This window comes from Hyphomonas sp. NPDC076881 (assembly GCF_050269995.1).
Classification (GTDB): domain Bacteria; phylum Pseudomonadota; class Alphaproteobacteria; order Caulobacterales; family Hyphomonadaceae; genus Hyphomonas.
In genome coordinates, this window is sequence record NZ_JBNNJJ010000010.1 from 38,690 (window position 1) to 61,575 (window position 22,886).

The following is a 22,886-nucleotide window of genomic DNA, read 5'->3' on the forward strand; positions in this document are numbered from 1 at the left end:
AAGGAAGACGGCCATGCTCCTGCATATTCCAGATGTTCTGAACGGGCAGGAGCTGGCCATACTCCGCAACGCGCTCTCGGCAGCGGACTGGCGCGATGGCGCCGCCACCGCCGGGGCGCAAGCGGCGCGCGTGAAGCAGAACCTGCAACTGCCCGCTGATGCGCCCGAGGCAAAGCCGATGGGGGAGATGGTAAAAGCGGCGTTGTTGCGTCATCCGCTGTTCCAGTCTGCCGCCCTGCCCCATACCGTGCTGACGCCGCGTTTCAACCGCTACGAAGGCGGCGGGCATTATGGCAATCACGTCGACAGCGCCCTCCACACCGACCCCTATACCGGCATCAGTGTACGCACAGATGTTTCCACCACGGTTTTTCTCAATAACCCCGACGAGTATGATGGCGGCGAACTGATCGTTGAAGATACTTACGGCGTTCATGAAGTGAAGCTGCCCGCAGGCGACGCGATCCTTTACCCCTCCACCAGCCTGCACCGCGTGGAGCCTGTCACGCGCGGCGCGCGGCTGGCTTCTTTCCTCTGGACGCAGAGCCGGGTGCGCGATGATGCGCGCCGGGGCATGCTGTTCCAGCTGGACATGACCATCCTTTCCCTTCGGGGCAAGATTTCCGATGCGCCCGAAGTGGTGGCGCTGACCGGCCATTATCACAACCTCCTGCGCCAATGGGCGGAGGCATGACCCGCGCCGCCGTCCCCCTCGCGGCCATTCCGCCGGATATCGTCAGCGCAGTCGATTATGAGCGGTACGCGGAGAAAATGCTGGACCCGCGTATCTGGGCCTATCTGGCCGGCGGGGCGGGCGACGAGATTACGCTGCGCGCCAACACCCAGGCGCTGGAAGCGCTGACACTGACCCCGCGCGTTCTGGCCGATGTGGCCGGCGGGCATACGCGCCTGACGCTGGCAGGCGAGGCCCTCTCCCATCCCTTCATCCTGGCGCCCGCCGGCTGGCAGAAACTGTTTCATCCGCAGGGGGAGATTGCCAGCGCCCAGGCCGCCGCCGTGATGCAGACGCCGCTTGCCGTTTCCTGCATGGCGACGGAGACGATAGAGGCCATCGCCGGACAAGGCGGGCCGGTCTGGTTTCAGCTTTATATGCAACCGGCCCGCGCGGACACCGAAGCGCTGGTGCGCCGGGCCGAAGCGGCCGGCTGCCGCGCGCTGCTGGTAACGGTCGATGCGCCGATCGGCGGCATCCGCAACCGGGCACAGCGCGCCGGCTTTGCCCTGCCGCCCGGAATGGTGGCCGCCAACCTGCCGCCGGAGACTGCCCCGCCCGCGCAGAAACCCGGCGAAAGCGCCGTGTTCGACGCCATGATGCGCGCCGCGCCAAGCTGGGCAGACATAGAATGGCTGACAGGGGTGACCCGGCTACCGGTATTCGTAAAAGGCATTCTGCACCCGGAGGATGCGGCGCGCGCGATCGATGCCGGGGCGGCGGGCGTGGTGGTGTCCAATCATGGCGGGCGCGTGCTGGATGGCGCGCCGGCCGCGATTGCCGCCCTGCCCGCAATTGCCGCGCGCCTGAACGGGGCCGCGCCCATCCTCTTTGACAGCGGCATCCGGCGCGGCAGCGATGCCTTCAAGGCCATCGCGCTGGGCGCAGATGCCGTGATGATCGGCCGGCCGTATATCTGGGCGCTCAGCGTGGCAGGCGCCCTGGGCGTGGCCCACCTCATCCGCACGCTGCGCGAAGAGCTGGAAATCACCATGGCCCTGATGGGCTGCCGGACGCTGGCAGACATCCGCCAGGCCGAGATTGCCCGCCCTTAGGGAATCAGCACGGCCTTGACGCACTCGCCATGATGCTGGGCGGCGATGGCCTCGTTGATCTCGCTGAGACGATAGGTTTTCACCAGCTTGTCGAACGGCAAACGGCCCGCCTTGAAGTGTTCGACCAGTTCCGGGATGAATTCATCGGGATCCGAATCCCCCTCGATGATGCCTTTTACCGCCTGACCAAACGTCATCACCGTATTCACATCGCCGGGCATCGGCGTGCCCGGCGCACTGACGCCGACGAGGCCGAGGGTGGCCTTCGAGCCAAGGCAGGCAAGCGCAGCGGCCTGAACCGCAGGGATGCCGGTTGTGTCCAGCGCGTTGTCCACCCCCATCGGCACAATCGCACGCACGGCGGCAGGAACGTCCGCTGTGGCCGCGGGATCGATGCAATGCGTCGCGCCCAGCTCCTTCGCCAGCTGACGGCGCGACTCCATCGGCTCCACCAGAATAATGGTGGCGCAGCCCTGGATCTTCGCGCCCATCACGGCGCTGAGGCCCACCGATCCGCCCCCGGTGACAAGGAAGGCGGAGCCCTTCTTCGCGGCGAGCGAGCGCATCACGGCGCCGGCCCCCGTCTGGATGCCACAGCCGAGCGGGCCCATGATCTCAACCGGGAGGGATGGGTCTACCTTCACGACATTGCGTTCGTAGGTTATGGCATGGCCGGCAAAGGTGGACTGGCCAAAGAAGTTTGATGAGACGGGGCCAGCGTCGTTGCGGATCGCCGACGTGCCGTCCGTGCGCCGGCCGGTATAGTTGAGCAGCGGCATTGTGCGGCAGTAGGCAGCATCGCCCGTCCCGCACCGGTCACACGCGCCGCAGGAGCGGAAGGTGATGAGCACGCTGTCGCCCGGCTTCACCTTGCTTACATCCGCGCCCACCGCTTCCACCACGCCGGAGCCTTCATGGCCGAACACTGCCGGGAAGGGATAAGGCGCCGCGCCGGAACTGAACACCAGATCGGTGTGGCAAAGCCCCACACCGAGCACGCGGACGAGAATCTCATCGGGGCGTGGCGCCTCGATTTCCACGGTTTCATACTTGAAACCGGGCTGTCCGGTATAGGCGACGGCTGCCTGGGTTTTCATCTTTCTCTCCGGTGGCTGGCTGGCCCTGACGCTATAAGCGCGCTGGATGACCGTCAACCGGCGAGCAGGGTTTCCCTACCGTGAACGGACGACTTATCTGCCCGATACCACCGCCGCAGATTTCCGCGAGGACGCGCTTTCCGGGCCGGTGCCGTAGGCCGCTCGGATCACCTGGTGCAATTCCTTGCGGGCCTTCTTCAGATTGAAGCTCGGCTCGATCAGATATTGCGAAGAAATGCCGATCAGCTGTGTACCGATGAGGCGCGCAGCCATTTCGACATTCACATCCTTGCGGATGGACCCATCCTCCCGGCCGAGGCGGATGATCCGCATGAGCTCGGTGGCCGAGCGCAGGTGGGAGCCGACAAATTTCTCGCGCATGTCGGACATGGCCGCTATCGCCTCGCTCATCAGGATGAAATATGCCTTCATCTCCGATGTCTTGTCGAGCGCAGCGATATGCACGTCGCAATAGAGCAGCAGCGCGTCCAGACCCGGCAACGAATCGAGATCCTGACGGCGGCGGCGTTCCGACATCACCTCATGCAGATGGTTGATGACGGCTTCCAGCAGGCCGCCCTTGGAGCCGAACTTCTGGAAAGCCAGATTACGGCTGTATCCGGCCCGCAAACCGATATTATCAAATGTGAGTGCTGAGACACCCTGCTCGGAGGCAAGCTCCAGACAGGCATTGATGAGTTTATCCGACGACTGCTGCCGACGCTCATGTTGTTTCATTATCTCCCCCGAGATTCAGGGTCAGCTTTTGGCGCTGCCCGATTATTTTTTGTACGCATCGGGAACATTGATGCGTGTTTGCAACAGCCTGTCAAATGGATGACGGGGCCGCTGAAAAATGCGGCGCTGCACAACATGTGCAGCGCGCCAGTTTCGGGGAGGAAACAAGGCGCCTCATTGTGCGCCTGCGTAATAAAGTTGGCCGCGGCGGGCGGGATTTCTCCCGCCGCGGCAGATGGAATTGGATCAGAAGGTCTTGCGGACAGACACACCGAAGGTGCGCGGGGCGGCCACATAGCCGTTCCGGTCGGTGTCCTGGATCGGCGTGTTGAAGTGCTGCATCACATAGCGCTCATCGAACGCATTACGGATGAAGGCAGAGACCGAAAGCCCCGAGTCAAATGTGAGCCCGAGATTGCCATTCACCAGCGTGACCGCATCTTCCTTCAGGTTCGACGCGGTGTTGGTGTACCGGTCGCCCATATACTGGACCTGCACGAGACCCGTCAGCGTCTTGCCACCGGAGAGCTCATAATTGAGGTTCAGCGAGGTGTTGGCGGAGAGTTCCGGTGCGTTGGGGAAGCGGCGGCCGGAGAGAACGCCGATGCCGGCATCTTCGCCATAGCTCGCTTCCGGCAGCCAGGTGGCCGAAGCGTTCCAGGTCAGATAGTCGGTGAGCGCCTGGGTGTGCTCGAACTCCGCGCCGTAGGATTCTGCTTCCGGCGAGTTCAGGATGGTGAAGATCAGCCCCAGGAACTGGGCGACCTGAAGATCCTGAATGTCATTATAGAAGACGGCGACGTTTGTGCGGGCCGCGCCGTTCATCCAGTCCACCTTGGCGCCGATTTCATAGGCATCAATGGTTTCGGGCGCGAACACCGGATCGGCCGACGAGCCGGTATCCAGCGGGTTGAGTGAGCTGCCCGGAACACCGGCGCCGCTGGCGTCGACGTTGACGCCGCCAGCCTTGTAGCCGCGGTTATAGCTTGCGTAGTACATAACGTCCGAGTTCAGACGGTATTGCAGGCTGAGCGTGCCGGAGATCGCCTCGTCGGAGAACTTGCGGGCGTATTCCGGGCCAGGGCCCGAACCGGCAATGGCGAAGGGATCAAACACCGGATCGCGGAAGAGATCATAGTAGAACGACCCTGTCTTGTCGTCTTCCGAATAGCGCAGGCCCGTGATCAGGTTGACCCGGTCCGTGAGCGCAAAATCCCAATGCGTGAAGAGGGCAAGGGATTCCGCCGTGCCGACGAGCACTTCGCGCGCCCATTCGCCAGGGGCCGCATTGATGATGGCCGAGGGAACGCCCTGCGCGCCGAGAACCGTGTTCCAAAAAGCCTGCGCCTGCGTGCCGTGCGACAGGTTACGGCCCATGTCGAGTTCTTCATCGGAGTAGAAGACGCCGAACAGATAGTTCGCATTCACCGCGCCGGAAACCTCGCCGCCATAGGTGAATTCCTGCGAGAAAAACTGCGAATTGAACAGCTCGTTGATGTTCAGGATGTCTGCGCCGGTGAAGTCAGCATCGGCATTCTGAACGGTATCATACTCACGCAGCGCGGTGACCGATTTCAGCATGCCGGGGCCAACATCCCAGTCAACCAGCAGCGCAATGCCCTTGTCTTCGACTTTGTTCGAGGTCGGCGTATTGATGCTGGCCTGATAGTCATTGATGTTGCTGGAAGGAACGGCAAGGCCGTTCGCCACCGTGAGGGCGTTGATCAGCGGCGTCAGAGGACCATCCACAACGTTGACGGTGGCATAGCCCACTTCGTCATCCTGCTTGGAATAGTCGGCGATCAGCTTGACCGAGAGCGCGTCGGTTGGCTCCCACAGGGCGCTGATCTTGAACGAGTCCATATTCTGGTCGCCCTCGCTTTCGCCAGCCGGGCTTTCGAGGAAACCGTCCTGCTCCGAATGGCTGGCGGCAAGGCGCAGCGCAAACGTGTCCGTAACCGGAATATTCACCGCGCCCGAAACATCGAACGCATTGTAGTTGCCATAGCTGGCCGAGACGAAGCCGGAAACTTCATCAAGATTGGGCGCAGCCGAGTTGAGCAGCAGCGCGCCGGCCGAGGTGTTCTTGCCAAACAGCGTGCCCTGGGGCCCGCGCAGAACTTGCAGACCGTCCATGTCGAGGAAGCTCGACAGGGCCTGGCCGGAGCGCGTTCTGTAAACGCCGTCGATGAACACACCCACAGCGCCTTCAAACACGCGCGACTGGCCGGTCGTGCCGATGCCGCGGATCTGGATGTTCGACGAGGCAGCCGGGGAGTTGGTCTTGCTGAACGTGATGCTGGGCGAAATGAGGCTGATATTCTCAATGTTCTCCACGCGAAGGGCGGCCATCTGCTCGCCCGTAACAGCGGTCACGGCCAGCGGCACGTCCTGAACGCTCTCTTCGCGGCGCTGCGCGGTGACCGTGACTGTGGAGAGGCGCCGGTCGTTTTCCTGCGCGGCAGGCTCAGCCGCTTCCGGTTCTGCGGGGGTAGTGGCCTCCTGTGCCCAGGCGCCTTCCAGCGCCGCACACCAGACAATGGCCGTACCGGCCAGAAGCCGCACGTTACGTTTGAATGACAATGTATCCTCCCAGGATGTCTTATTTATCGCCTCTTAGGGCCATATGATGTTTGTTGGACATCCATCTATTATTTCTGTCAAGAGCCCACCCGTCCCGGTCGCGTTGCAGCCGGCAACACACTTTCGTTACCGAAACGGGAGCGCACGCGCATTCCCCAAGGACAGCCCCGCCGCCCGCCGAGAGGGTTTGCCGGGGCGCGGGAGGGCGGCCGCCGCCCCTTCCTGAAGAGAGCGGCCGCGCCGACCTTATCCCACCCGCCCAATTCGAAAAACGAGCGCCGGCCACCGCACAAAGATCTAGACGCAGATCTAGACGCATCGTTTCACGGTGGCACACACCCCCCTCAAGTGAGGCGTTTCAGCCGGATTTTATTACAATGCGGATATATACATGATCCGCGTCATGACTTTATTGTAACGCAATTCTTGCTTAATTTGTGATAACCACGTACACTGATATTCGAATACCGGTGAACAGAAGCGGACTATCCACAGACTTGGCGAACAAGCTGGGGATAGGCACTGGAAAACGCCGCTGCGCGATAGTTCCACGGGGATCATTTTCCTAAGCCTTGGGCCACCAAGGAGGTGTGGATTGTGACGTGGTTTATCTCACTTGTAATGTTCTGGGTTGGGACGAGTTTCGGATTCGTGCTGGGTGCGTGGTGGGTCGCCGCGCATGCTCGCGAGCGGGAAATGGACAACCGATGTTATAGCTCTGATGGTTCGCCAACGGACGGACCTGTGCCCTAGAAGCGAAACTCCGGCAGCCATTCTGCAAGGTATCCGGCTTTTGCCCGGAGATCCTGATATGCGTCGTCTACGGATCTCGTCAGGAAACTGACACGGTCTCCCGGCGCGATCTGGCCAAGCAGATGCCGGTCTGCCCGGATCACCTGCAGGACGTGCGGATAGCCTCCGGTTGTCTGCGCGTCCGGCAGGAGAACGAAGGCGTTTCCCGAAGGCGTCAGCTGTACGGCGCCGGTAAACAGCGCCGCGCTCGGGCGGTGCGCGCCGCCTTCCGGCCTCGGCCACCTGCCGGTGAGTTCGAGGCCCGTGCGGTCCATCCGGTTGGTTGTCTGGAAGGTTTCCCGCCAGACGGCAGGCGTCAACGCGGCAAAGTCCGGACCGGGAACCGCTCTCAGACTGTGGGCGCGCGCCATGTGCGGCCGCAGGGGGGCAGGCGTGGCGAGAGGCGGAGGCTTGTTCGCCGCGCCTGCCCCTTCCACCTGGTCACCGGCCCGGAGCGCGCGGCCGGAAAATCCGCCAAATCCAGCGGGGAGGAAGGTGGACGCGCTCCCGAACATCGCCTCGGCGCGCAGCCCGCCCGGAATAGCGAGATATGTCCGCACGCCCGCAGGGGGATGGGCAAATGCCAGCACATCGCCGGCCTTTGCCTTGAGGGTTTCATGCGCCGGCACAGGCGCCCCGGATAGCGTGGCCGAAAGCGCCGCACCCGCGAACGCAAATGCCGTATCCTGACGGAATTCGAAAGCGGCGCCCCCAAAAGTGACTTCAACAGCGGTTGCATCCGGCAGATTGCCGCAAAGCCGGTTGGCGAGCGCCATGGAGAGGGGATCGGCCGGGCCGCTTGCGGGAATGCCCTGATGGCGCAGGCCGCGGCGGGCGCTGCCCTGAAGGGTGGCCATGGGACCAGGCGTGAGAACCGTCAACACCATGCTTAACGCTCTATCACCAGCCGGATAGAGACACCTGCATCCAGCGTGAAGGGCGCCTCCCGCCGGGCATCGAACAACGGTTCTGCAATACGCCCGATGATCGGCCAGCCTGCCGGGCCGGCAAGCGCATAGAGACCCAGCTGGCCGGAGATCATGCCGACCGAGCCTGCCAGAACCCTCTGCCGGGGCGTATCGAGGCGCGGCGCAATGAGCGCGGGATCCAGCCCGGAAACATAGGCAAATCCGGCGGTGAAGCCCATCATATCGACGATCAGGGGCGAGGCAGATATGCGTGCAAGGAACGCCTCCGGCGTCAGGCCATTTTCTGCGGCGATACGGGCAAGGTCCGGCCCCGCCGTGTCATCGGCCTGCATGTGCAGGGTGATGGCCTGCGCCGAAATATCCTCCGTCTCCGGAACATCCTCTGCCTGCTGGCGCAACAAGGCTTCCGCCTGACGGGGCGAGATGGCCAGCGGATCGAACTGAACCGTAACCTCCCCCTTCCCCGGCACCACATCCCCCCATTGCCCTGACGCGCGCAACGCGGCGGCAAGCGCGTGACGCGCTGCGCGCTCCGCCAGCTTCACGGCGAGCGCATCATCCCCCACGAAGAAAATCTCCGGCGCGCTCATGGGCGTATCGTGACGCCACGCGATTCCAGCGCCGCGCGCAGCCGCGCGGCATTCTCCGCGGCGCCCGGCGTGTCGCCATGCAGGCAAAGGGTTTGCACATGCAAGGGAACGGTCTCCCCCGTGCGTGTGGTAACCTCATGGCGCAGCGCAATGGAAAGCGCCTGGGCAATCTGGCTTTCCGCGTCATGAAAGACAGCCCCCGGAAGATTACGCGGCGTAAGGCTGAGATCGGCCTCATAGGCGCGGTCAGCAAAGCCCTCCGCAACATAGGTAAGGCCGCTCGCCCTGGCCGCGCGTTCCATCTCGGAGGCGGGCGAGCCGAGCAGAACCGGGATACCGGTTTCCGCGCACAATGCGGCGATCATGCCGGCAAGCCCGGCATCCTTCGCCGCATCATTATACAGCGCGCCATGGGGTTTGATGTGGCGCACTTGCGTACCGGTCGCCGCCGCAACGCGCAGCAGGTCTGACACCTGATCCTTCAGCGAGGCGGCAAGCTCTGCCGCAGAGACATTGTTCCGGGAACGGCCGAATCCCTCCCGGTCCGGATAGGAGGGGTGCGCGCCCGCCAGCACGCCAAAATCCTGCGCCATCTGCAGCGTCTGCGTCATCGACTCCGCGTCGCCCGCATGGCCGCCGCAGGCGATGCTGCAGCGGGAAACTTGGCTGAGGATCGCCCGGTCCAGCGCCCGGCCCGCCTCGCCCGGAAGCTCTCCAATATCAGCGTTGAGACAGATGCTGCGGGTCATGGCCAGATGCCCACCGCGCGCAGGATGAGCCGCAACCCGAGGAAAGCTGCCACCAGCACGACAAGACCGCCCAGCGCATTGCGCACCGGCCCGTTGACATGATCCCCCAGAACGGATTTCCGGTTCATGGTGATCAGCAGGAACACAGCCACGATGGGCAGCAGCAATCCATTGGCCACCTGCGCCACTAGGATCAGCTGCACCGGACGGATGCCCAACAGCGCAACGCTGAGCCCGATGGCTACGATCGTCAGCGCAATACCTTTGAACAACCAGCCGGATTTTGGCCGCCCCGTCACTTCGCACACGGCATAGGCGGTGGCCAGCGGCGCGGTGATGGCCGAAGAAAGCCCCGCCGCGCAGAGGCCCGCGCCGACAAGAATGCGCGCTGCCGGGCCATAGGCCGGCTCCAGCGCCGAGGCCATGTCTGCGCCGCTGCTGATCACCAGCCCCGCGCCAAAGAGGCTCGCCGCTGCCGTGCTCAGTACAAGGATGGAAATGAGCCCGCCAAGGCCAACGGAAATGCGCGTATCGGCAATCGCGGCGGCAAGGCCGCCTTCGGTATTCTCCCTCCAGCGCTCGCGCACGGCGGCGGCATGCAGGAACAGATTATACGGCACAATCGTCGTGCCGATCAGCGCCATGGCCGTCAGCAGGCTGCCCTCGGGCAGCTGCGGCCGCAGGCCCGCCAGCATCGCGCCGATATCCGGCCGCACCAGCACAAGGCTGGCGGCAAAGGCGAGGCTCATGAGAATGACAAGGCCGATCAAAAAACGCTCCAGCGTCTTGTACCGCCCAAGCAGGAGCACAAGCGCGGCGATCAGGCCGGTGGCGAGCGCGGCGGCTCTCTGCACGCCGTCTCCCTCGCCGAGAATGGCGCGCATCCCCAGCGCGCCGCCCGTGATGTTGCCCGCTTCATAGGCCGCATTACCCAGCGCCAGCGCGGCGAGCACAAGCACGATCGCGCCCCATTTCAGCGCTGCCGGTGTGCCCGGCGCCACCAGCGCTTCGCCAAGCCCCGCCCCGCCCAGAATGCCGAGACGCACGGTCATCTCCTGCAGAATGATCGTGGCGAGCGTGGCAAAGACCAGCGCCCAGACGAGGGCAAAGCCGAAATTGGCGCCCGCCAGCGTGCAGGCCGTTACCGTACCCGGACCGATGAAAGCGGCCGCAACCAGCGCGCCGGGGCCGAAGGAGAGCCTGGCTTTCATTCGGCGGAAATGCCTCTGCGGGTTTCCAGATAGGTGGCGAAGCTCGCCAGCCAGTGGCTGCCAGCATAATGCTCCTCGCTCACGGCGGCAACGCCGCTTTCCTTGTGAAGTGCCGCTGAGGCGAGCAGCGCGGCGCGGCGCGGGTCGGCCTCCGGCAGGGCCGACGCAATCCCCTCCATCGCCCAGGCGCGCGAGAGGTTCAGCCCATCAAGATGCACCAGCTTGCCATCGGACGGGTCCAGCACCACGCCCGGCGCCAGCCAGTCTCCGCGCCCATCCTGCGGGATCAGCGGCAGGAAGGCCGTGAGCCAGGCAGCAAAATCCTCCCGGCTCATCACGCGGCGCATCAGGTCTGCCTCCATCAGGCAGGGCGAGAGGAAGTCCTCCCCGGAAGGCTCATAGGCCAGCGGGCAGGAAACATCTCCGCTGTAGAATTCCAGCGACTTGGCAGCGATCTGTTCACGGAAGGCTGCGTTACCGGTGGCGTCCGCCCAGTCGATCATCAGGCCAAAGGCAAAGGCGGTCTGGTTATGCGTGCCCGCGCGGATAGGGTAGACGAGTTTGGGCAGCCAGGCGCTGGTATAGTCCGCAATCAGCGTTTCCAGCGGGGCCAGCGTCTCCGCCCAGCCGGCCGCCTCGGCGAACTCTGCCTGGCGCAGTTCCGTCATCAGCTGCAGGAACCAGGCCGTGCCATAAGGGCGCTCGAAGGAGGCCCGGTCCGGCTGCTGGAAATAGGCAACCTCCCCGGCGATATTCTCCGCCGTGAAGCTCTGCGCCAGCGCCGCCTTGATCGCGCCGGCATAAGGCGTCTGCGGGTCCGTGTTCAGAATGCGCGTCAGCAGCCAGTGGCCATGCACCGACGAGTGCCAGTCAAAACAGCCATAGAAAGCCGGATAAAGCTGGCGCGGCGGGGCAGCGTCAGCGGCGGAGTTCAGCACATGGCTGATCTTGTTGGGATATTCCTTGTGAACGCAGGAAAGGGCCAGGCGCGCGAAGCGGTCTGTCACCACGCCCTCCCTCGGCGGGGGCAGGCTGGCGAGCGGATCAGTCTGCACCTCGGCCTCCGGCGCGGGCCCCTGTTCCGGCGCCTGCGGCGAACACCCTGCCAGCACCAGCAGGCCAAGGCCAGCGGCCAGTATCCCATATCTCATGCCCGGCACTCCTCATTATCTCGCCGCCCTCTGGTCTTCCCGAGGGGTAACAGCAGGCAGGCCGCAGGCGCAAGCATCCCCGGCCCGCCGCCCGGCCCCGCCCGGACGCTACGGAAATTCAAGATAACCCTATGCAAATAGATTAATCGATCATATCCTGCCGAAAATCATCCAGGCCACGGCTGACTCAAAAACAGGATGATTGGGAGGAATACGACAATGAAGAGACCATCTTTGTGGGCAGCCGCAAGCGCGCTGGCCATTGTTGCCACGGGCCAGGCCATCGCCCAGGAAGACACCGGTTCCAGCGAAGTGAAGCGCCTGGAACAAGTGACCGTCACCGCCGTAAAGCGTGAGCAGAGCCTCAATGATGTGCCTGTCTCCGTCACCGCCTTTACCGAAGAGACGCGCCAGGAACTCGCCCTCGACAGCCTGGCAGACTTTGCCCGCTTCACGCCCAGCCTTGCCTTCTCATCGGGCGACGACCGGGTGTTCATCCGCGGCGTGGGCCGCCAGACCAATACCAACGGCTCTGACCCCGGCGTGGCGACCTATGCCGACGGGATCTATGATTCCTCCACCGGCGCTGTGGGCAAGAGCGACTTCTTCGTCGAGCGCGTCGAGATCCTGCGCGGCCCGCAAGGCACGCTCTATGGCCGCAATTCCATCGGCGGGGCGATCAACGTCATCTCCAAACGCCCCACAGACACCTTCACCGCCGAGGCCCGCGCCGGCATCGCCAACTATCAGACCTATGAAGTCGAAGCGGCCATTTCCGGCCCGTTGACCGACAAGGTCCGCGCCAAGCTGGGCGGCTCTTTCCGCAATCAGGAAGACGGGTATTTCAAGAACGTTGCCGGTGGTCCCAGCGAAGGGGGCGCCAACGAAACAACGTATGCGGAATTCCAGCTGGACATGGACCCGGCAGAAGGCTTCTCCCTGTGGCTCAAGGCAGATTACCTCGATGCCTCGCTGCGTAATCGCAGCACCAACCTCGCCTCGCCCTATGATCCCTTCCCCTTCCCGCCGGGCTATCTGACGCCGGGCAACGCCTTCGGCTATTACATGCCGGGCCTCACCCAGGCCGGATCCGCTACCACCAATCCGGGCGTGGATGACATCCGCAAGTTCAATGCGAACACGCCAACCCAGTCCAATGTTGATGGCAATTACGGCTTTGCCGCCATCGCCACCTGGAGCCTGCCGACCGTCGATATCAAATATCTCGGCGGCTACCGCATCTTCGATTACAATTCGAACCGTGATGACGACAACACAGACGTCATCTCCTACACCTACCCGCTGGACCCGGCGAACATTGCCGCTGGTGAACTCTTCACCGGCGGGCCGAACTGCGCCTGGGTGATTGAGAATATCGGCCCGATCTGCGCCCCGGCGACGATCTATCCCTCCCGCACCTTCGGCTATATCGAAGACCGCGCCTATTCCAGCCATGAGCTGACTGTTCAGTCCACGACCGATTCAAATCTGTGGTGGATTGCCGGCGCCTATGCCTATTACGAAGATGCGCATCAGGAATCGCATTTCGGCAATGCGGCCCAGCCCCAGATGCTCGCCCCGTTCGGCGCCGCGCCCAATCCCAGCGGCGATTATGTCACCGCGATCTCCGACCTGAATACCAAATCCTATGCCGTGTTCGGCCAGGCGGACTATGCGGTTACCGACACGGTCACGTTGACCGGCGGCCTGCGCTATTCGCAGGACGAGAAGTATGGCTCCGAACAGCTGCGCGTGCTCGGCTATGGCATTGTTCCGGGCATCTCTCTGGGCGGCTCGGGCGCCCTGGCGCCGGTGATCGATCTCACGGCCGCAACGGTTTCCTATACCGATGCGCCCGGCGTGGCCAGCGATGTGGAAATTGATCCGGCCACGGGCCTTGCCCGCCGCCGCCTGGCGCATGACTGGAACGCGCTTTCCGGCGTTGCCGGCATCCAGTGGCAACCAACAGCGGACACAAACTATTACGCCCGCTACAGCCGTGGCTACAAATCCGGCGGCTTCAATGCCGGCGGCATCAGCCAGTTCCCGCTGACCGGCAAGGAAACGCTGGATGCCTATGAAGTCGGCATGAAGAAATCCTTCGGCAATCAGCTGCAGCTCAACGCCAGCTATTTCTACTACGCCTATGACGGCCTGCAGGCGCCGCTGGATGTGGTGGAAAATGGCGTGCGCCTCACGCGCTTCTTCAACATCGAGGATTCGCGCGCCCAGGGCGTCGAACTGGAAGCCATGTGGACGCCTACGGAGCAACTGCGCATCCTGGCGAGCTATGCCTATAACGACTCCGAAGTGCGCAGCGCCTGCTGTTTCATCGATGTCGTGGACCCGCTTGGCCTGCAACCCGATGCCCAGCCTGTCGGCCCGATCGATGCCAATGGCAACCAGCCGCAGGATCTCAAAGGCCAGATGCTGCCGCGCACCATCCCCAACAAGCTGGGCCTCAATGTCAGCTATGACATCCCCCTCGGGGCAAATGGCGATCTGACGGTATCGGGCAACTATTCCTGGCAGGATGCCACCTATCACGGCGTGTTCAACCGTCCGTATTCGGAAACCGAAGCCTTTGATCAGGTGGACCTCATCGGCGTCTGGAAAAGCCCGGAAGACCGCTACCGCGTCGTTGGCTACGTCAAGAACGTGTTCGACGAGCAGGGCTATGACGGGGCAACCGGCACGCTGACGGCGATCCCCGCCGGCGGCTCGGCCACCACGCTCTATCTCACCCCGCCGCGCACCTATGGCGTCCAGTTGCAAGTGCGCTTCTGATCCGGCGGCTGGGGGAGCGGTCCATGGCGGACAAGGCTGGAAAACTGCCCTGGTCGACGAAACTCGTCTACGGCGTTGGAACCATTGCGTTCGGTATTAAGGACCATGGTTTCAACGCCCTCCTGATGATCTACTATAACCAGGTGATGGGCCTCCCGGCCGCTTGGGTCGGCGCCGCGATCATGATGGCCATGGTCGTGGACGCCATTCTCGATCCGGTGGTCGGTCAATGGTCTGACAGCCTGCGGAGCAAATGGGGGCGGCGGCATCCCTTCATGTATGCCTCCGTGCTGCCCGTGGGGGTCTTCTACCTGCTCCTCTGGTTTCCTCCCGCAGAGGCCTCCCACACCGTTCTCTTTACCTATCTGCTGATCATGACCACGATCACGCGGACCTTTATCGGTATCTATGAAATTCCGTCCACGGCGCTCCTGGCCGAGTTCACCCAGAACTATCATGAGCGCACGGAACTCGTTTCCTACAGGTATTTCTTCGGCGTCGCCGGGGGCATCCTGATGGGCATCTTCGTATTCACCGCCATTTTCTCGCCCGAAGCTGCTTCGGCCGGCGGCCTGCTCGATCGCTCCGGCTATCACACCTATGCCTGGATCGCCGCGCCCCTGATGGCCACCGCCATCTTCGCTTCAAGCCTTGGCACGCACAGCCGGATATCGAGCCTGATCAACCCGCCGCCCCCTGTGCGCCAGCCTTTCCTGCAAACCATAAGGGAGATGGTTGCGACGCTGTTCCACCGCGTCAACGCGCCCATATTCATCGGCAGCATCTTCGGCTCCATGGCCGGTGGCCTGAACGCGGCGCTGACCATCTACATGCAGACCTATTTCTGGGAACTGACGAGCGACCAGATCGCCGTACTCACTTCGGCTGGCCTGCTCGGCGTCATTCTCGCTCTGGTAATTGCGCTTCCTCTGTCCAGGTCGTTCGGCAAGAAATGGACCACGCTGGCGCTGTTCGCTGTCACGCTGACCGGTATCGTGGTTCCCGTTCTGCTAAGGCTGGGCGGTCTGTTCCCGGAGAATGGAAACCCCGCCCTGCTGCCGTCGCTGTTTGTATTCCAGGCGGTGGTGGCCATGTCGGTGGTGGCCGCCGCCATCCTGACGGCCTCAATGATCGCCGACGCCACCGACCAGATTCAGCTGACAACCGGCCGGCAATCCGAGGGCTTGCTCTTCTCGGCCGCCACCTTCATCGGAAAGACCGTGTCGGGAATGGGCGTCCTGGTCTCCGGCCTGCTGCTGACGCTTGTAGGCTTCCCGAATGACGCTAAACCGGGCGCCGTAGACCTCTCGACGGTGAATGATCTGGCACTGGCACTGACAGTGGCAACCTTCCTCTTCACCTCGGCGGCGCTCGTCATCATGAGCTTTTATCCTGTTTCAAAGCAGGATCATGAAAGGGCTGTTGAAACACTGGCGCGCAAAAGGGCCGAACAACTTTGACGCCCCGGCGTTCCATCCTAGAATACCCCATAGACCACCCTGATCCTGGACAAGAGACTTTCAATGGCCAAAACTCCCAAAACCGAAAAGCCGGAGCCCGTCCAGGGGGACGGATCGGCAACGGCGGCGGAGATCAAGTATCCACGGCGCACAGAACGGCGCCGGCGCACCCGCGAGAAAATTCTCAACGTCGCATTCGAACAGTTCAGCAAGACGGGCTTTGCCGCCACCACGATGCAGACCATCGCGGACGCGGCCGACATTCACGTCACCACGCTGTTCATGCATTTCAATTCCAAGAATGACCTCGCCAGCAGCCTCGCTGCGCAGGGCGTCGACACGCTGCGCGAGCGGGCCTGGGCCGCGCGCGCGAGCAAGGGCTTTTTCGAATTCTACCGTGAGGAAGCCCTCGCCTATGCCGCCATCCGCCGCAGCGCCGTCCAGTCAGACGCCGCTCTCTGGAACAATCTGCGCCATGACCGGGAACTGGCCTTCGCCTGGACACAGTACGAACACGGACAAAAAGATGTCTATGCGGAATATATCGCCGCAGACTTCAAGCTTGATCGCGCCTCCGGCTATCTGGCCGATCTCGCCGCCGCCCTGCTGGTAGAGTGCCTCATCCTGCCGCATGAAAGATGGGCCACCGCGCCGGGCAAATTCAAACTTGCCGAGGAAATCGAGCGCGCTGTGGATCTCGCCGAGAAGGCTGCCCGCCAGATGCTCGCCGGCGGGGAAAAGCGCGCCTGAAGCTTTTCCTGCCCCCCCCCCTCGCGAAATTTGCCCCTGTTACGGATGGATATTTTTACAGTTCTGGTTCATATATAAAACAGCCCGAGCAATCTGAGGACACTGGCGATCAATGACGGAAGCGCCCTATAAAGCCCCCGCGCTGGAAAAAGGCCTCGATATTCTCGAATGCCTGGCCAGCCTGCGCACACCGCAATCCATCTCGGATATCGCCCGCAATCTCGGCCGCTCGCGCAGCGAGATTTACCGCATGGTGGTCGTGCTCGAGATGCGCGGCTATGTGGAGCGTACGGACGATCCGGAAAAGCTGCAACTCTCAAACCGTCTGTTCGAAGTCGGCATGCGTTCCCCGCCCAAGATGGACCTGCACGAGGCCGCCCTGCCAGAAATGTCGGCCCTTGCCTCGCGCATGATGCAGTCGATCCAGCTCGCCGTGGTCAGCTCCGATCAGATCGTCGTCATTGCACGGACGGAAAGCCCCGATGATGTTGGCTTCAGCGTTCGCCTCGGCCATCGCCGCTCGATCATGAAATCCGCCTCTGGCCTCGTTCTCTTCGCCTTCGCTTCGCCCACCCATGAAGCCAAGATGGTAGAAGACCTGAAAGCCGCCGGCGCCAGCGCAGATGAGCTTGAAACGCTCTATGAACAGATCAAGGACGTGCGCGCGAAGGGCTTTGTCTGCATGCCTTCCCGCATGGTCGATGGCGTGACGGATATTGGCGCGCCAATTTTTGATGCCACCAGCCGCGGGGCCGTCGCCAGCCTCACTGTGCCTTTCGTGGTCACCCGCCGCGCCCGCGTCTCGCTGGAAGAAGCGCCCCATCTGGTGGCCGAGGCCGCCGCGCGCATTTCCGCCACGCTCGGCCACGCGCCCCGCTAAGGCCCGCCCTCAATCGTGATGGAACACTTCCTCCATCGGCGCCCACCATTCGCCCGGCGCCGCTGAGGCAAGCGGGCTCTGGCATGGATCAGTCAGCGCCCACCAGCGCTGGGTCTCCGGATCATCCGCCATCGCCTTCATGTCAGCCTCGTAATCGCTGCCATGGTATTCAAACATGCCCATCAGCAGATTCTCCGGCTCGCGCAGGAAGATGCTGTAATTGCGGATATTGCAGGCCGTGATCTGCCGCAGGATCGCGGGCCAGGCATTGGCGTGCAGCTCTTTGTATTCCGCCATCTTTTCCGGCTTCAGCCGGATCATCATCGCCTTGCGCTGCATCGCTTCCTCCCGCGCTCCTGTCATCAGCGTGTCCCTTCGCGCTCCCTGACGCGAGGTCATTTCAAGTTCATATACAAACATCACGCTTGCATATGAAACACTCTTTACCTAACAATCCCTGCAGAGGCCACCCGCCAAGAGGCGGCCGCTAAGAATGATCCAGGGAGGAAAAACATGACGCCCCGCTCCGGCCTTGCGGCCCCATTCCCCTCCCACCGGCTGACCATGCCGCTTACCCCCTGACACACTGGAACCTTCGGCATGATTGAAAGCATTGAGGCCCGCGACATCCGCTTCCCCACATCACGGGAAAGCCATGGCTCTGACGCCATGAATCCGGACCCGGATTATTCCTGCGCCTATGCCACGCTGAAAATGCGCGGCCGCGATCCGGATGGAAACGGCCTCACCTTCACCATCGGCCGGGGCACAGATCTCTGCGTCGCTGCCATCCATGGCCTCGGTAAACACCTGATCGGCCGCAGCCTGGACGAGTTCGAAGCCGATCTTGGCCTGGCCTCCCGCCTCCTGCTCAATGACAGCCAGTATCGCTGGCTCGGCCCTGAAAAGGGCGTGGTCCATCTCGCCGCTGCCGCCCTCAACAATGCCGTCTGGGACGCGCTGGCAAAGCGCGCGGGCAAGCCGCTCTGGCGCTATGTGGCTGATCTCTCGCCGGAGCAGCTCGTCTCCGCCATCGATTTCCGCCACATTGCAGACTTCCTCAGCAAGGAAGAAGCCCTCGCCCGGCTGACGGCGCAGGCCCCCGGCAAGGCCGCCCGCATCGAGCGCCTGCTCATCGATGGCTACCCCGCCTACACCACCTCTGCTGGCTGGATCGGCTATACGGATGATCAGATCGTCAGCCTTCTGAAAAATGCGTATGCCGAAGGCTGGCACCATTTCAAGATCAAGGTCGGCGGCGATCTCGCCACCGATGTGCGCCGCTGCGCCCTCTTCCGGGAAACTCTCGGGAAGGATGTGAAGCTCAGCGTTGACGCCAACCAGGTCTGGAACATCGATCAGGCCGTCGCCGCCATCAAGGCCATTGCGCCTTACGACATCTACTGGGTGGAAGAGCCCACCAGCCCGGATGATGTGCTCGGCCATAAGGAAATCGCCCGCCAGGTCGCCCCCATCCAGCTTGCCACCGGCGAACACGCCCATAACAAGGTGATGTTCAAACAATTCCTGCAAGCACGCGCCATCGGCTTCTGCCAGATCGATTCCTGCCGCCTCGCCGGGGTCAATGAAGTCATCGCCGTGATGCTGATGGCCGACAAGGCCGGCATCCCTGTCTGCCCTCATGCGGGCGGCGTCGGCCTCTGCGAATATGTGCAGCATCTGTCAATGATCGACTACATCTGCATCTCGGGCACCATGGAAGGCCGCGTCATCGAACACGCCGCCCACCTGCATCAGCATTTCCGCAACCCCATCGAAATCCGCGATGGCCGCTATCTAGCCCCGCTCGCGCCGGGCTATTCGGTTGACCTCTGGCCCCAGAGCATGGCCGATCATGAATTCCCGAATGGCAAGGTTTGGGCGGAGGAGCCCGTCTCTGGATGACCCCTGCGCCCGCCCCCTTCTCCCTGCCGGATTTCGGCCTCGGCGCAGCGGGGCTTGGAAATCTGTATACGGCCATTTCGGAGGCTGATGCCAGCCGCGCCCTGGCAGCAGCGCAGGCGGCAGGCCTCACCTATATCGACACTGCCCCCTTCTACGGTCACGGCCTCAGCGAGCAGCGCATCGGCGCCCATCGCTGGGCCGGAGAGGACCGCCCACACCTCTCCACCAAGGTCGGCCGCCGGCTGGAGCCCGCCAGCGGGCGCCCCGTTCCGGACAATGGCTTTGCCCATCCGGCGCCCTTCATTCCCGTCTTCGATTACTCCGCTCACGGCATCCGTGCCGCCTTTGAAGGCAGCCAGACCCGGCTGGGCGTCAACTCCGTCGATGCCCTGTTGCTGCATGATATTGGCGAGATGACCCACGGCGCGGCCCATCAGAAAATCCTGGCACAGGCGCTGGAAGAGGCCCTGCCGGAAATGGCCGCGATGAAATGGGAAGGGCTCACCCGCGCCATCGGCCTCGGCGTCAACGAAATCGATGTCTGCCGCGATGTCCTGGACCATTTTGATCTGGATATCCTGCTGCTCGCCGGGCGCTACACGCTGCTCGAGCACGCTGCCGCGCTGCCCTTCCTCGATGAATGCCACCGCGCGGGCATAAAAGTCATCATCGGCGGCGCCTTCAATTCCGGCCTTCTCGCCGCCGCGCCAGGTGACGCGCTCCACTATAACTACGCCGCCGCGCCCGGCTGGGCTGTCGAGCGGGCCAATACGTTGCGAAACGTATGCGGATCATTCGGCGCGCCCCTTCCGGCGGCCGCGCTGCACTTCTGCAAGGCGCATCCGGCAGTCATCTCCGTTATCCCCGGCGCGCAATCTGCCCGGCAGGTCAACGAGATTGCCGGCTGGATCGCGGAAGAGATCAATCCCGATCTCTGGACCGCGCTGAAAGACAGGGGCCTCATTGCTCGGGATGCGCCGGTGCCATGATGGAAAAGATCGACACCCATATGCATGTCTGGCGCCTCGCGCGCGGCGATTATGACTGGATGACACCCAGCCTCGGCGCAATCCATCGCGACTTTGCAATTGACGATGCCTGGCCCGCCGCCCGCGCCGCCGGCGTCTCCTCCGTCGTCCTCGTCCAGGCCGCCGCCACCGCCGCCGAAACAGACTACCTCCTCTCCGTTGCCGAGGCTGACGCCAGAGTTGCCGGTGTGGTCGGCTGGGTGGATTTCGAAGCGGCAGGCGCCGCCGCCGAAATCGCCCGCCGCGCAGCCGATCCCCGCATGCTGGGCCTACGCCCGATGATCGCAGACCTTCCGGACCCGGAATGGATTCTCCGCCCTGCCTTTTCGCCCCTTCTGGAAGCGATGGCCGGACACGGCCTCATCTTTGATGGCCATGCCCGCGCCGATCTCGTGCCCGTGATGACACGTCTCGCAGACCGCCACCCCGCCCTGCAGATCGTCCTCAACCATGGCGGCAAGCCCCAGATCGCCAGTGGCAATCTCGCCGCATGGCGTGCAGATCTCGCCGCCCTCGCCCAGCGCCCCAACGTCGCGTGCAAACTCTCCGGCCTGCTCACCGAAGCGGGCGCCCGCACAAGCGATGACGCTCTCGGCGAAGTCGCCGCCTACATCCGTGACTGTTTCGGGCCGTCCCGCGTAATGTGGGGCAGCGACTGGCCAGTCCTCAATCTCGCCGGCGACTATGCCGGCTGGGCCAGCCAGAGCGAGCGGCTGATAAATCATTTCTTCCCGGAACATCAACGCGCCGTCTGGGCGGGCAATGCCCGGCGCATCTATCTCAATCGATCAGGAGCATGATATGGGCCGTCTGGCAGGCAAAAAGGCGCTGATTACCGCCGCAGGCGCTGGCATTGGCCGCGCCTGCGCAGAGGCATTCGCGCGCGAAGGCGCTCATGTCATCGCGACCGATATTAATGCCGATGCCCTCTCTGAACTGAAGGATTCTGCCAACATCGACACGCAGATCCTCGACGTAACCGACCCCGCCGCCATCGCCCGCCTCCTTGCGGCGCATCGCGATGTGGGCATTCTCTTCAACGTCGCCGGCTGGGTCCATCACGGCACGATCGAGCAGTGCGAGCGGGCCGACTGGGACCGCTCCCTCCAGATCAATCTCACCTCCATGTACGAAACCTGCCGCGCCGCCCTGCCGAACATGCTGGCCCGTGGCGGCGGCGTCATCCTGAACATGTCCTCTGTCGCCTCCAGCGTTACAGGCGCCCCCAATCGCTTCGCCTATGGCGCCACCAAAGCCGGCGTGATCGGCCTAACCAAGGCCATCGCCGCCGACTATGCCGGGCGCAACATCCGCTGCAACGCTATCTGTCCGGGCACAGTCGATACGCCCTCTCTGCAGGGCCGCATGTCGGCGCAGGGAGACTATGACACAGCCCGTCAGATGTTCATCGCCCGCCAGCCCATGGGCCGTCTCGGCACAGCGGAAGAAATCGCCCATCTGGCCGTCTATCTCGCCTCCGATGAGGCTTCCTTCACCACGGGCGCCATCCATGTCGTGGATGGCGGCTGGACCAATTAGGAGCTGATGAGATGAAACTCTTGAGAGTCGGCCCCGCAGGGCGCGAAAAACCGGCAATCCTGGATGCCGATGGCCACATTCGCGATGTCAGTTCCCTGATAGACGATTGGGATGGCCCCGCTTTGGCCGATGCGGTTCTGGATCAGCTGAGGAAAATTGATATCGCCTCCCTCCCCATTCTCCCCGCCGCCAGCCGCATCGGCCCCTGCGTGGCCGGCGTGGGCAAATTCATCTGTATCGGGCTGAATTATGCCGATCACGCCGCCGAAACCGGCGCGGCCGTCCCGGCAGAGCCTGTCGTCTTCTTCAAGGCCACCAGCGCTATCTGCGGCCCGAATGACAATCTGGAAATCCCCCGCCGCTCGGAAAAGACTGATTGGGAAGTCGAACTCGGCATCGTCATCGGTAAACAGACGAAATATGTCAGCGAGGAAGACGCCCTGGATCATATCGCCGGCTATTGCATCATCCATGATGTCTCCGAACGCGCCTTTCAGCTCGAAGGCACCGGCCAATGGGTCAAAGGCAAAAGCGCCGACACGTTCGGCCCCATCGGCCCCTGGCTCGTCACGCGCGATGAAGTCGCCGATCCCCACGCCCTCTCCCTGTGGCTCGACGTAAACGGGGAAGCCATGCAGCGCGGCTCCACCTCCACGATGATTTTCAGCGTGCCCCACATCGTCAGCTATCTCTCACAATTCATGAGCCTGCAGCCCGGCGACGTGATCTCCACAGGCACGCCGCCCGGCGTCGGCCTCTCGCGCACTCCGCCCCGCTATCTCCGCTCCGGAGACGTGGTTACCCTTGGAATACAAGGCCTTGGCGACCAGAAGCAGGTCTGCATTGATGCCTGAAAGCCACACATCCTGACCCCTCCGGCAGCGGGGCCGGGAACCGATAGCCGCAACC

Annotated in this window: 20 protein-coding genes; 11 read left to right on the forward strand and 9 right to left on the reverse strand. The window is 63.1% G+C overall.

Annotated features, from left to right (window positions below; genetic code table 11):
• The first annotated feature begins 13 nt into the window (after positions 1-13).
• Positions 14-694, forward strand: a complete 681-nt coding sequence (locus ACQKI2_RS12255; protein WP_427379951.1) for a Fe2+-dependent dioxygenase — start codon at positions 14-16, stop codon at positions 692-694.
• A complete protein-coding gene (locus ACQKI2_RS12260; protein WP_427379952.1) occupies positions 691-1,788 on the forward strand; it encodes an alpha-hydroxy acid oxidase in 1,098 nt (365 codons plus the stop codon). The genes ACQKI2_RS12255 and ACQKI2_RS12260 overlap by 4 nt, the downstream gene beginning before the upstream one ends.
• Here the strand turns inward: ACQKI2_RS12260 and ACQKI2_RS12265 are convergent.
• The 8 genes from ACQKI2_RS12265 to ACQKI2_RS12300 all read right to left on the reverse strand — a co-directional run bounded on the left by ACQKI2_RS12265 (position 1,785) and on the right by ACQKI2_RS12300 (position 11,628).
• Complete coding sequence (locus ACQKI2_RS12265; RefSeq protein ID WP_427379953.1) at positions 1,785-2,885, reverse strand: NAD(P)-dependent alcohol dehydrogenase; 1,101 nt, start codon at positions 2,883-2,885, stop codon at positions 1,785-1,787. The genes ACQKI2_RS12260 and ACQKI2_RS12265 overlap by 4 nt on opposite strands.
• Positions 2,886-2,978: 93 nt before the next feature.
• Positions 2,979-3,623, reverse strand: a complete 645-nt coding sequence (locus tag ACQKI2_RS12270) for a TetR/AcrR family transcriptional regulator (RefSeq protein WP_427379954.1) — start codon at positions 3,621-3,623, stop codon at positions 2,979-2,981.
• 246 nt (positions 3,624-3,869) lie between these two features.
• A complete protein-coding gene (locus tag ACQKI2_RS12275) occupies positions 3,870-6,206 on the reverse strand; it encodes a TonB-dependent receptor (RefSeq protein ID WP_427379955.1) in 2,337 nt (778 codons plus the stop codon).
• A gap of 749 nt (positions 6,207-6,955) precedes the next feature.
• A complete protein-coding gene (locus tag ACQKI2_RS12280; protein WP_427379956.1) occupies positions 6,956-7,885 on the reverse strand; it encodes a biotin-dependent carboxyltransferase family protein in 930 nt (309 codons plus the stop codon).
• A 2-nt stretch (positions 7,886-7,887) separates the two neighbouring features.
• Positions 7,888-8,517 (reverse strand): 5-oxoprolinase subunit B family protein, encoded by a 630-nt coding sequence (locus tag ACQKI2_RS12285; protein ID WP_427379957.1) that lies wholly within the window; start codon positions 8,515-8,517, stop codon positions 7,888-7,890.
• Positions 8,514-9,266, reverse strand: a complete 753-nt coding sequence (gene pxpA, locus ACQKI2_RS12290) for a 5-oxoprolinase subunit PxpA (RefSeq protein WP_427379958.1) — start codon at positions 9,264-9,266, stop codon at positions 8,514-8,516. Before pxpA ends, ACQKI2_RS12285 begins: the two co-directional genes overlap by 4 nt.
• Positions 9,263-10,477 carry an Nramp family divalent metal transporter gene (locus ACQKI2_RS12295; protein WP_427379959.1) on the reverse strand — a complete coding sequence of 405 codons (1,215 nt, stop codon included), beginning with the start codon at positions 10,475-10,477 and terminating at the stop codon, positions 9,263-9,265. The genes pxpA and ACQKI2_RS12295 overlap by 4 nt, the downstream gene beginning before the upstream one ends.
• Entirely contained in the window at positions 10,474-11,628 is a 1,155-nt protein-coding gene (locus ACQKI2_RS12300; RefSeq protein ID WP_427379960.1) for a DUF2891 domain-containing protein, read from the reverse strand. Before ACQKI2_RS12300 ends, ACQKI2_RS12295 begins: the two co-directional genes overlap by 4 nt.
• A gap of 219 nt (positions 11,629-11,847) precedes the next feature.
• Here ACQKI2_RS12300 and ACQKI2_RS12305 point away from each other — a divergent pair, with 219 nt between their 5' ends.
• From ACQKI2_RS12305 to ACQKI2_RS12320, 4 genes are all read left to right on the forward strand, one after another.
• A complete protein-coding gene (locus ACQKI2_RS12305) occupies positions 11,848-14,415 on the forward strand; it encodes a TonB-dependent receptor (RefSeq protein ID WP_427379961.1) in 2,568 nt (855 codons plus the stop codon).
• Between the two features lie 23 nt (positions 14,416-14,438).
• Positions 14,439-15,875, forward strand: a complete 1,437-nt coding sequence (locus ACQKI2_RS12310; RefSeq protein ID WP_427379962.1) for an MFS transporter — start codon at positions 14,439-14,441, stop codon at positions 15,873-15,875.
• A 63-nt stretch (positions 15,876-15,938) separates the two neighbouring features.
• Positions 15,939-16,625 (forward strand): TetR/AcrR family transcriptional regulator, encoded by a 687-nt coding sequence (locus tag ACQKI2_RS12315; protein ID WP_114106060.1) that lies wholly within the window; start codon positions 15,939-15,941, stop codon positions 16,623-16,625.
• A gap of 112 nt (positions 16,626-16,737) precedes the next feature.
• Positions 16,738-17,505: an IclR family transcriptional regulator gene (locus ACQKI2_RS12320; protein ID WP_427379963.1), complete on the forward strand. Its 768-nt coding sequence runs from the start codon at positions 16,738-16,740 to the stop codon at positions 17,503-17,505.
• A 9-nt stretch (positions 17,506-17,514) separates the two neighbouring features.
• On the opposite strand, the gene ACQKI2_RS12325 is transcribed toward ACQKI2_RS12320, so the two are convergent.
• Positions 17,515-17,844 carry an L-rhamnose mutarotase gene (locus ACQKI2_RS12325; RefSeq protein ID WP_427380071.1) on the reverse strand — a complete coding sequence of 110 codons (330 nt, stop codon included), beginning with the start codon at positions 17,842-17,844 and terminating at the stop codon, positions 17,515-17,517.
• Positions 17,845-18,105: 261 nt separating this feature from the next.
• Between ACQKI2_RS12325 and ACQKI2_RS12330 the strand changes: the two genes are divergently transcribed.
• The 5 genes from ACQKI2_RS12330 to ACQKI2_RS12350 are packed head-to-tail and all read left to right on the forward strand — an operon-like array spanning position 18,106 to position 22,831.
• Positions 18,106-19,410 carry an enolase C-terminal domain-like protein gene (locus ACQKI2_RS12330; RefSeq protein WP_427379964.1) on the forward strand — a complete coding sequence of 435 codons (1,305 nt, stop codon included), beginning with the start codon at positions 18,106-18,108 and terminating at the stop codon, positions 19,408-19,410.
• A complete protein-coding gene (locus ACQKI2_RS12335; RefSeq protein WP_427379965.1) occupies positions 19,407-20,399 on the forward strand; it encodes an aldo/keto reductase in 993 nt (330 codons plus the stop codon). Before ACQKI2_RS12330 ends, ACQKI2_RS12335 begins: the two co-directional genes overlap by 4 nt.
• Positions 20,399-21,238, forward strand: coding sequence for an amidohydrolase family protein (locus ACQKI2_RS12340; protein WP_427380072.1), 840 nt, complete (start codon positions 20,399-20,401; stop codon positions 21,236-21,238). The genes ACQKI2_RS12335 and ACQKI2_RS12340 overlap by 1 nt, the downstream gene beginning before the upstream one ends.
• A gap of 1 nt (position 21,239) precedes the next feature.
• A complete protein-coding gene (locus ACQKI2_RS12345; RefSeq protein ID WP_427379966.1) occupies positions 21,240-21,977 on the forward strand; it encodes an SDR family oxidoreductase in 738 nt (245 codons plus the stop codon).
• 11 nt (positions 21,978-21,988) lie between these two features.
• Positions 21,989-22,831, forward strand: coding sequence for a fumarylacetoacetate hydrolase family protein (locus ACQKI2_RS12350; protein WP_427379967.1), 843 nt, complete (start codon positions 21,989-21,991; stop codon positions 22,829-22,831).
• Positions 22,832-22,886 lie beyond the last annotated feature (55 nt).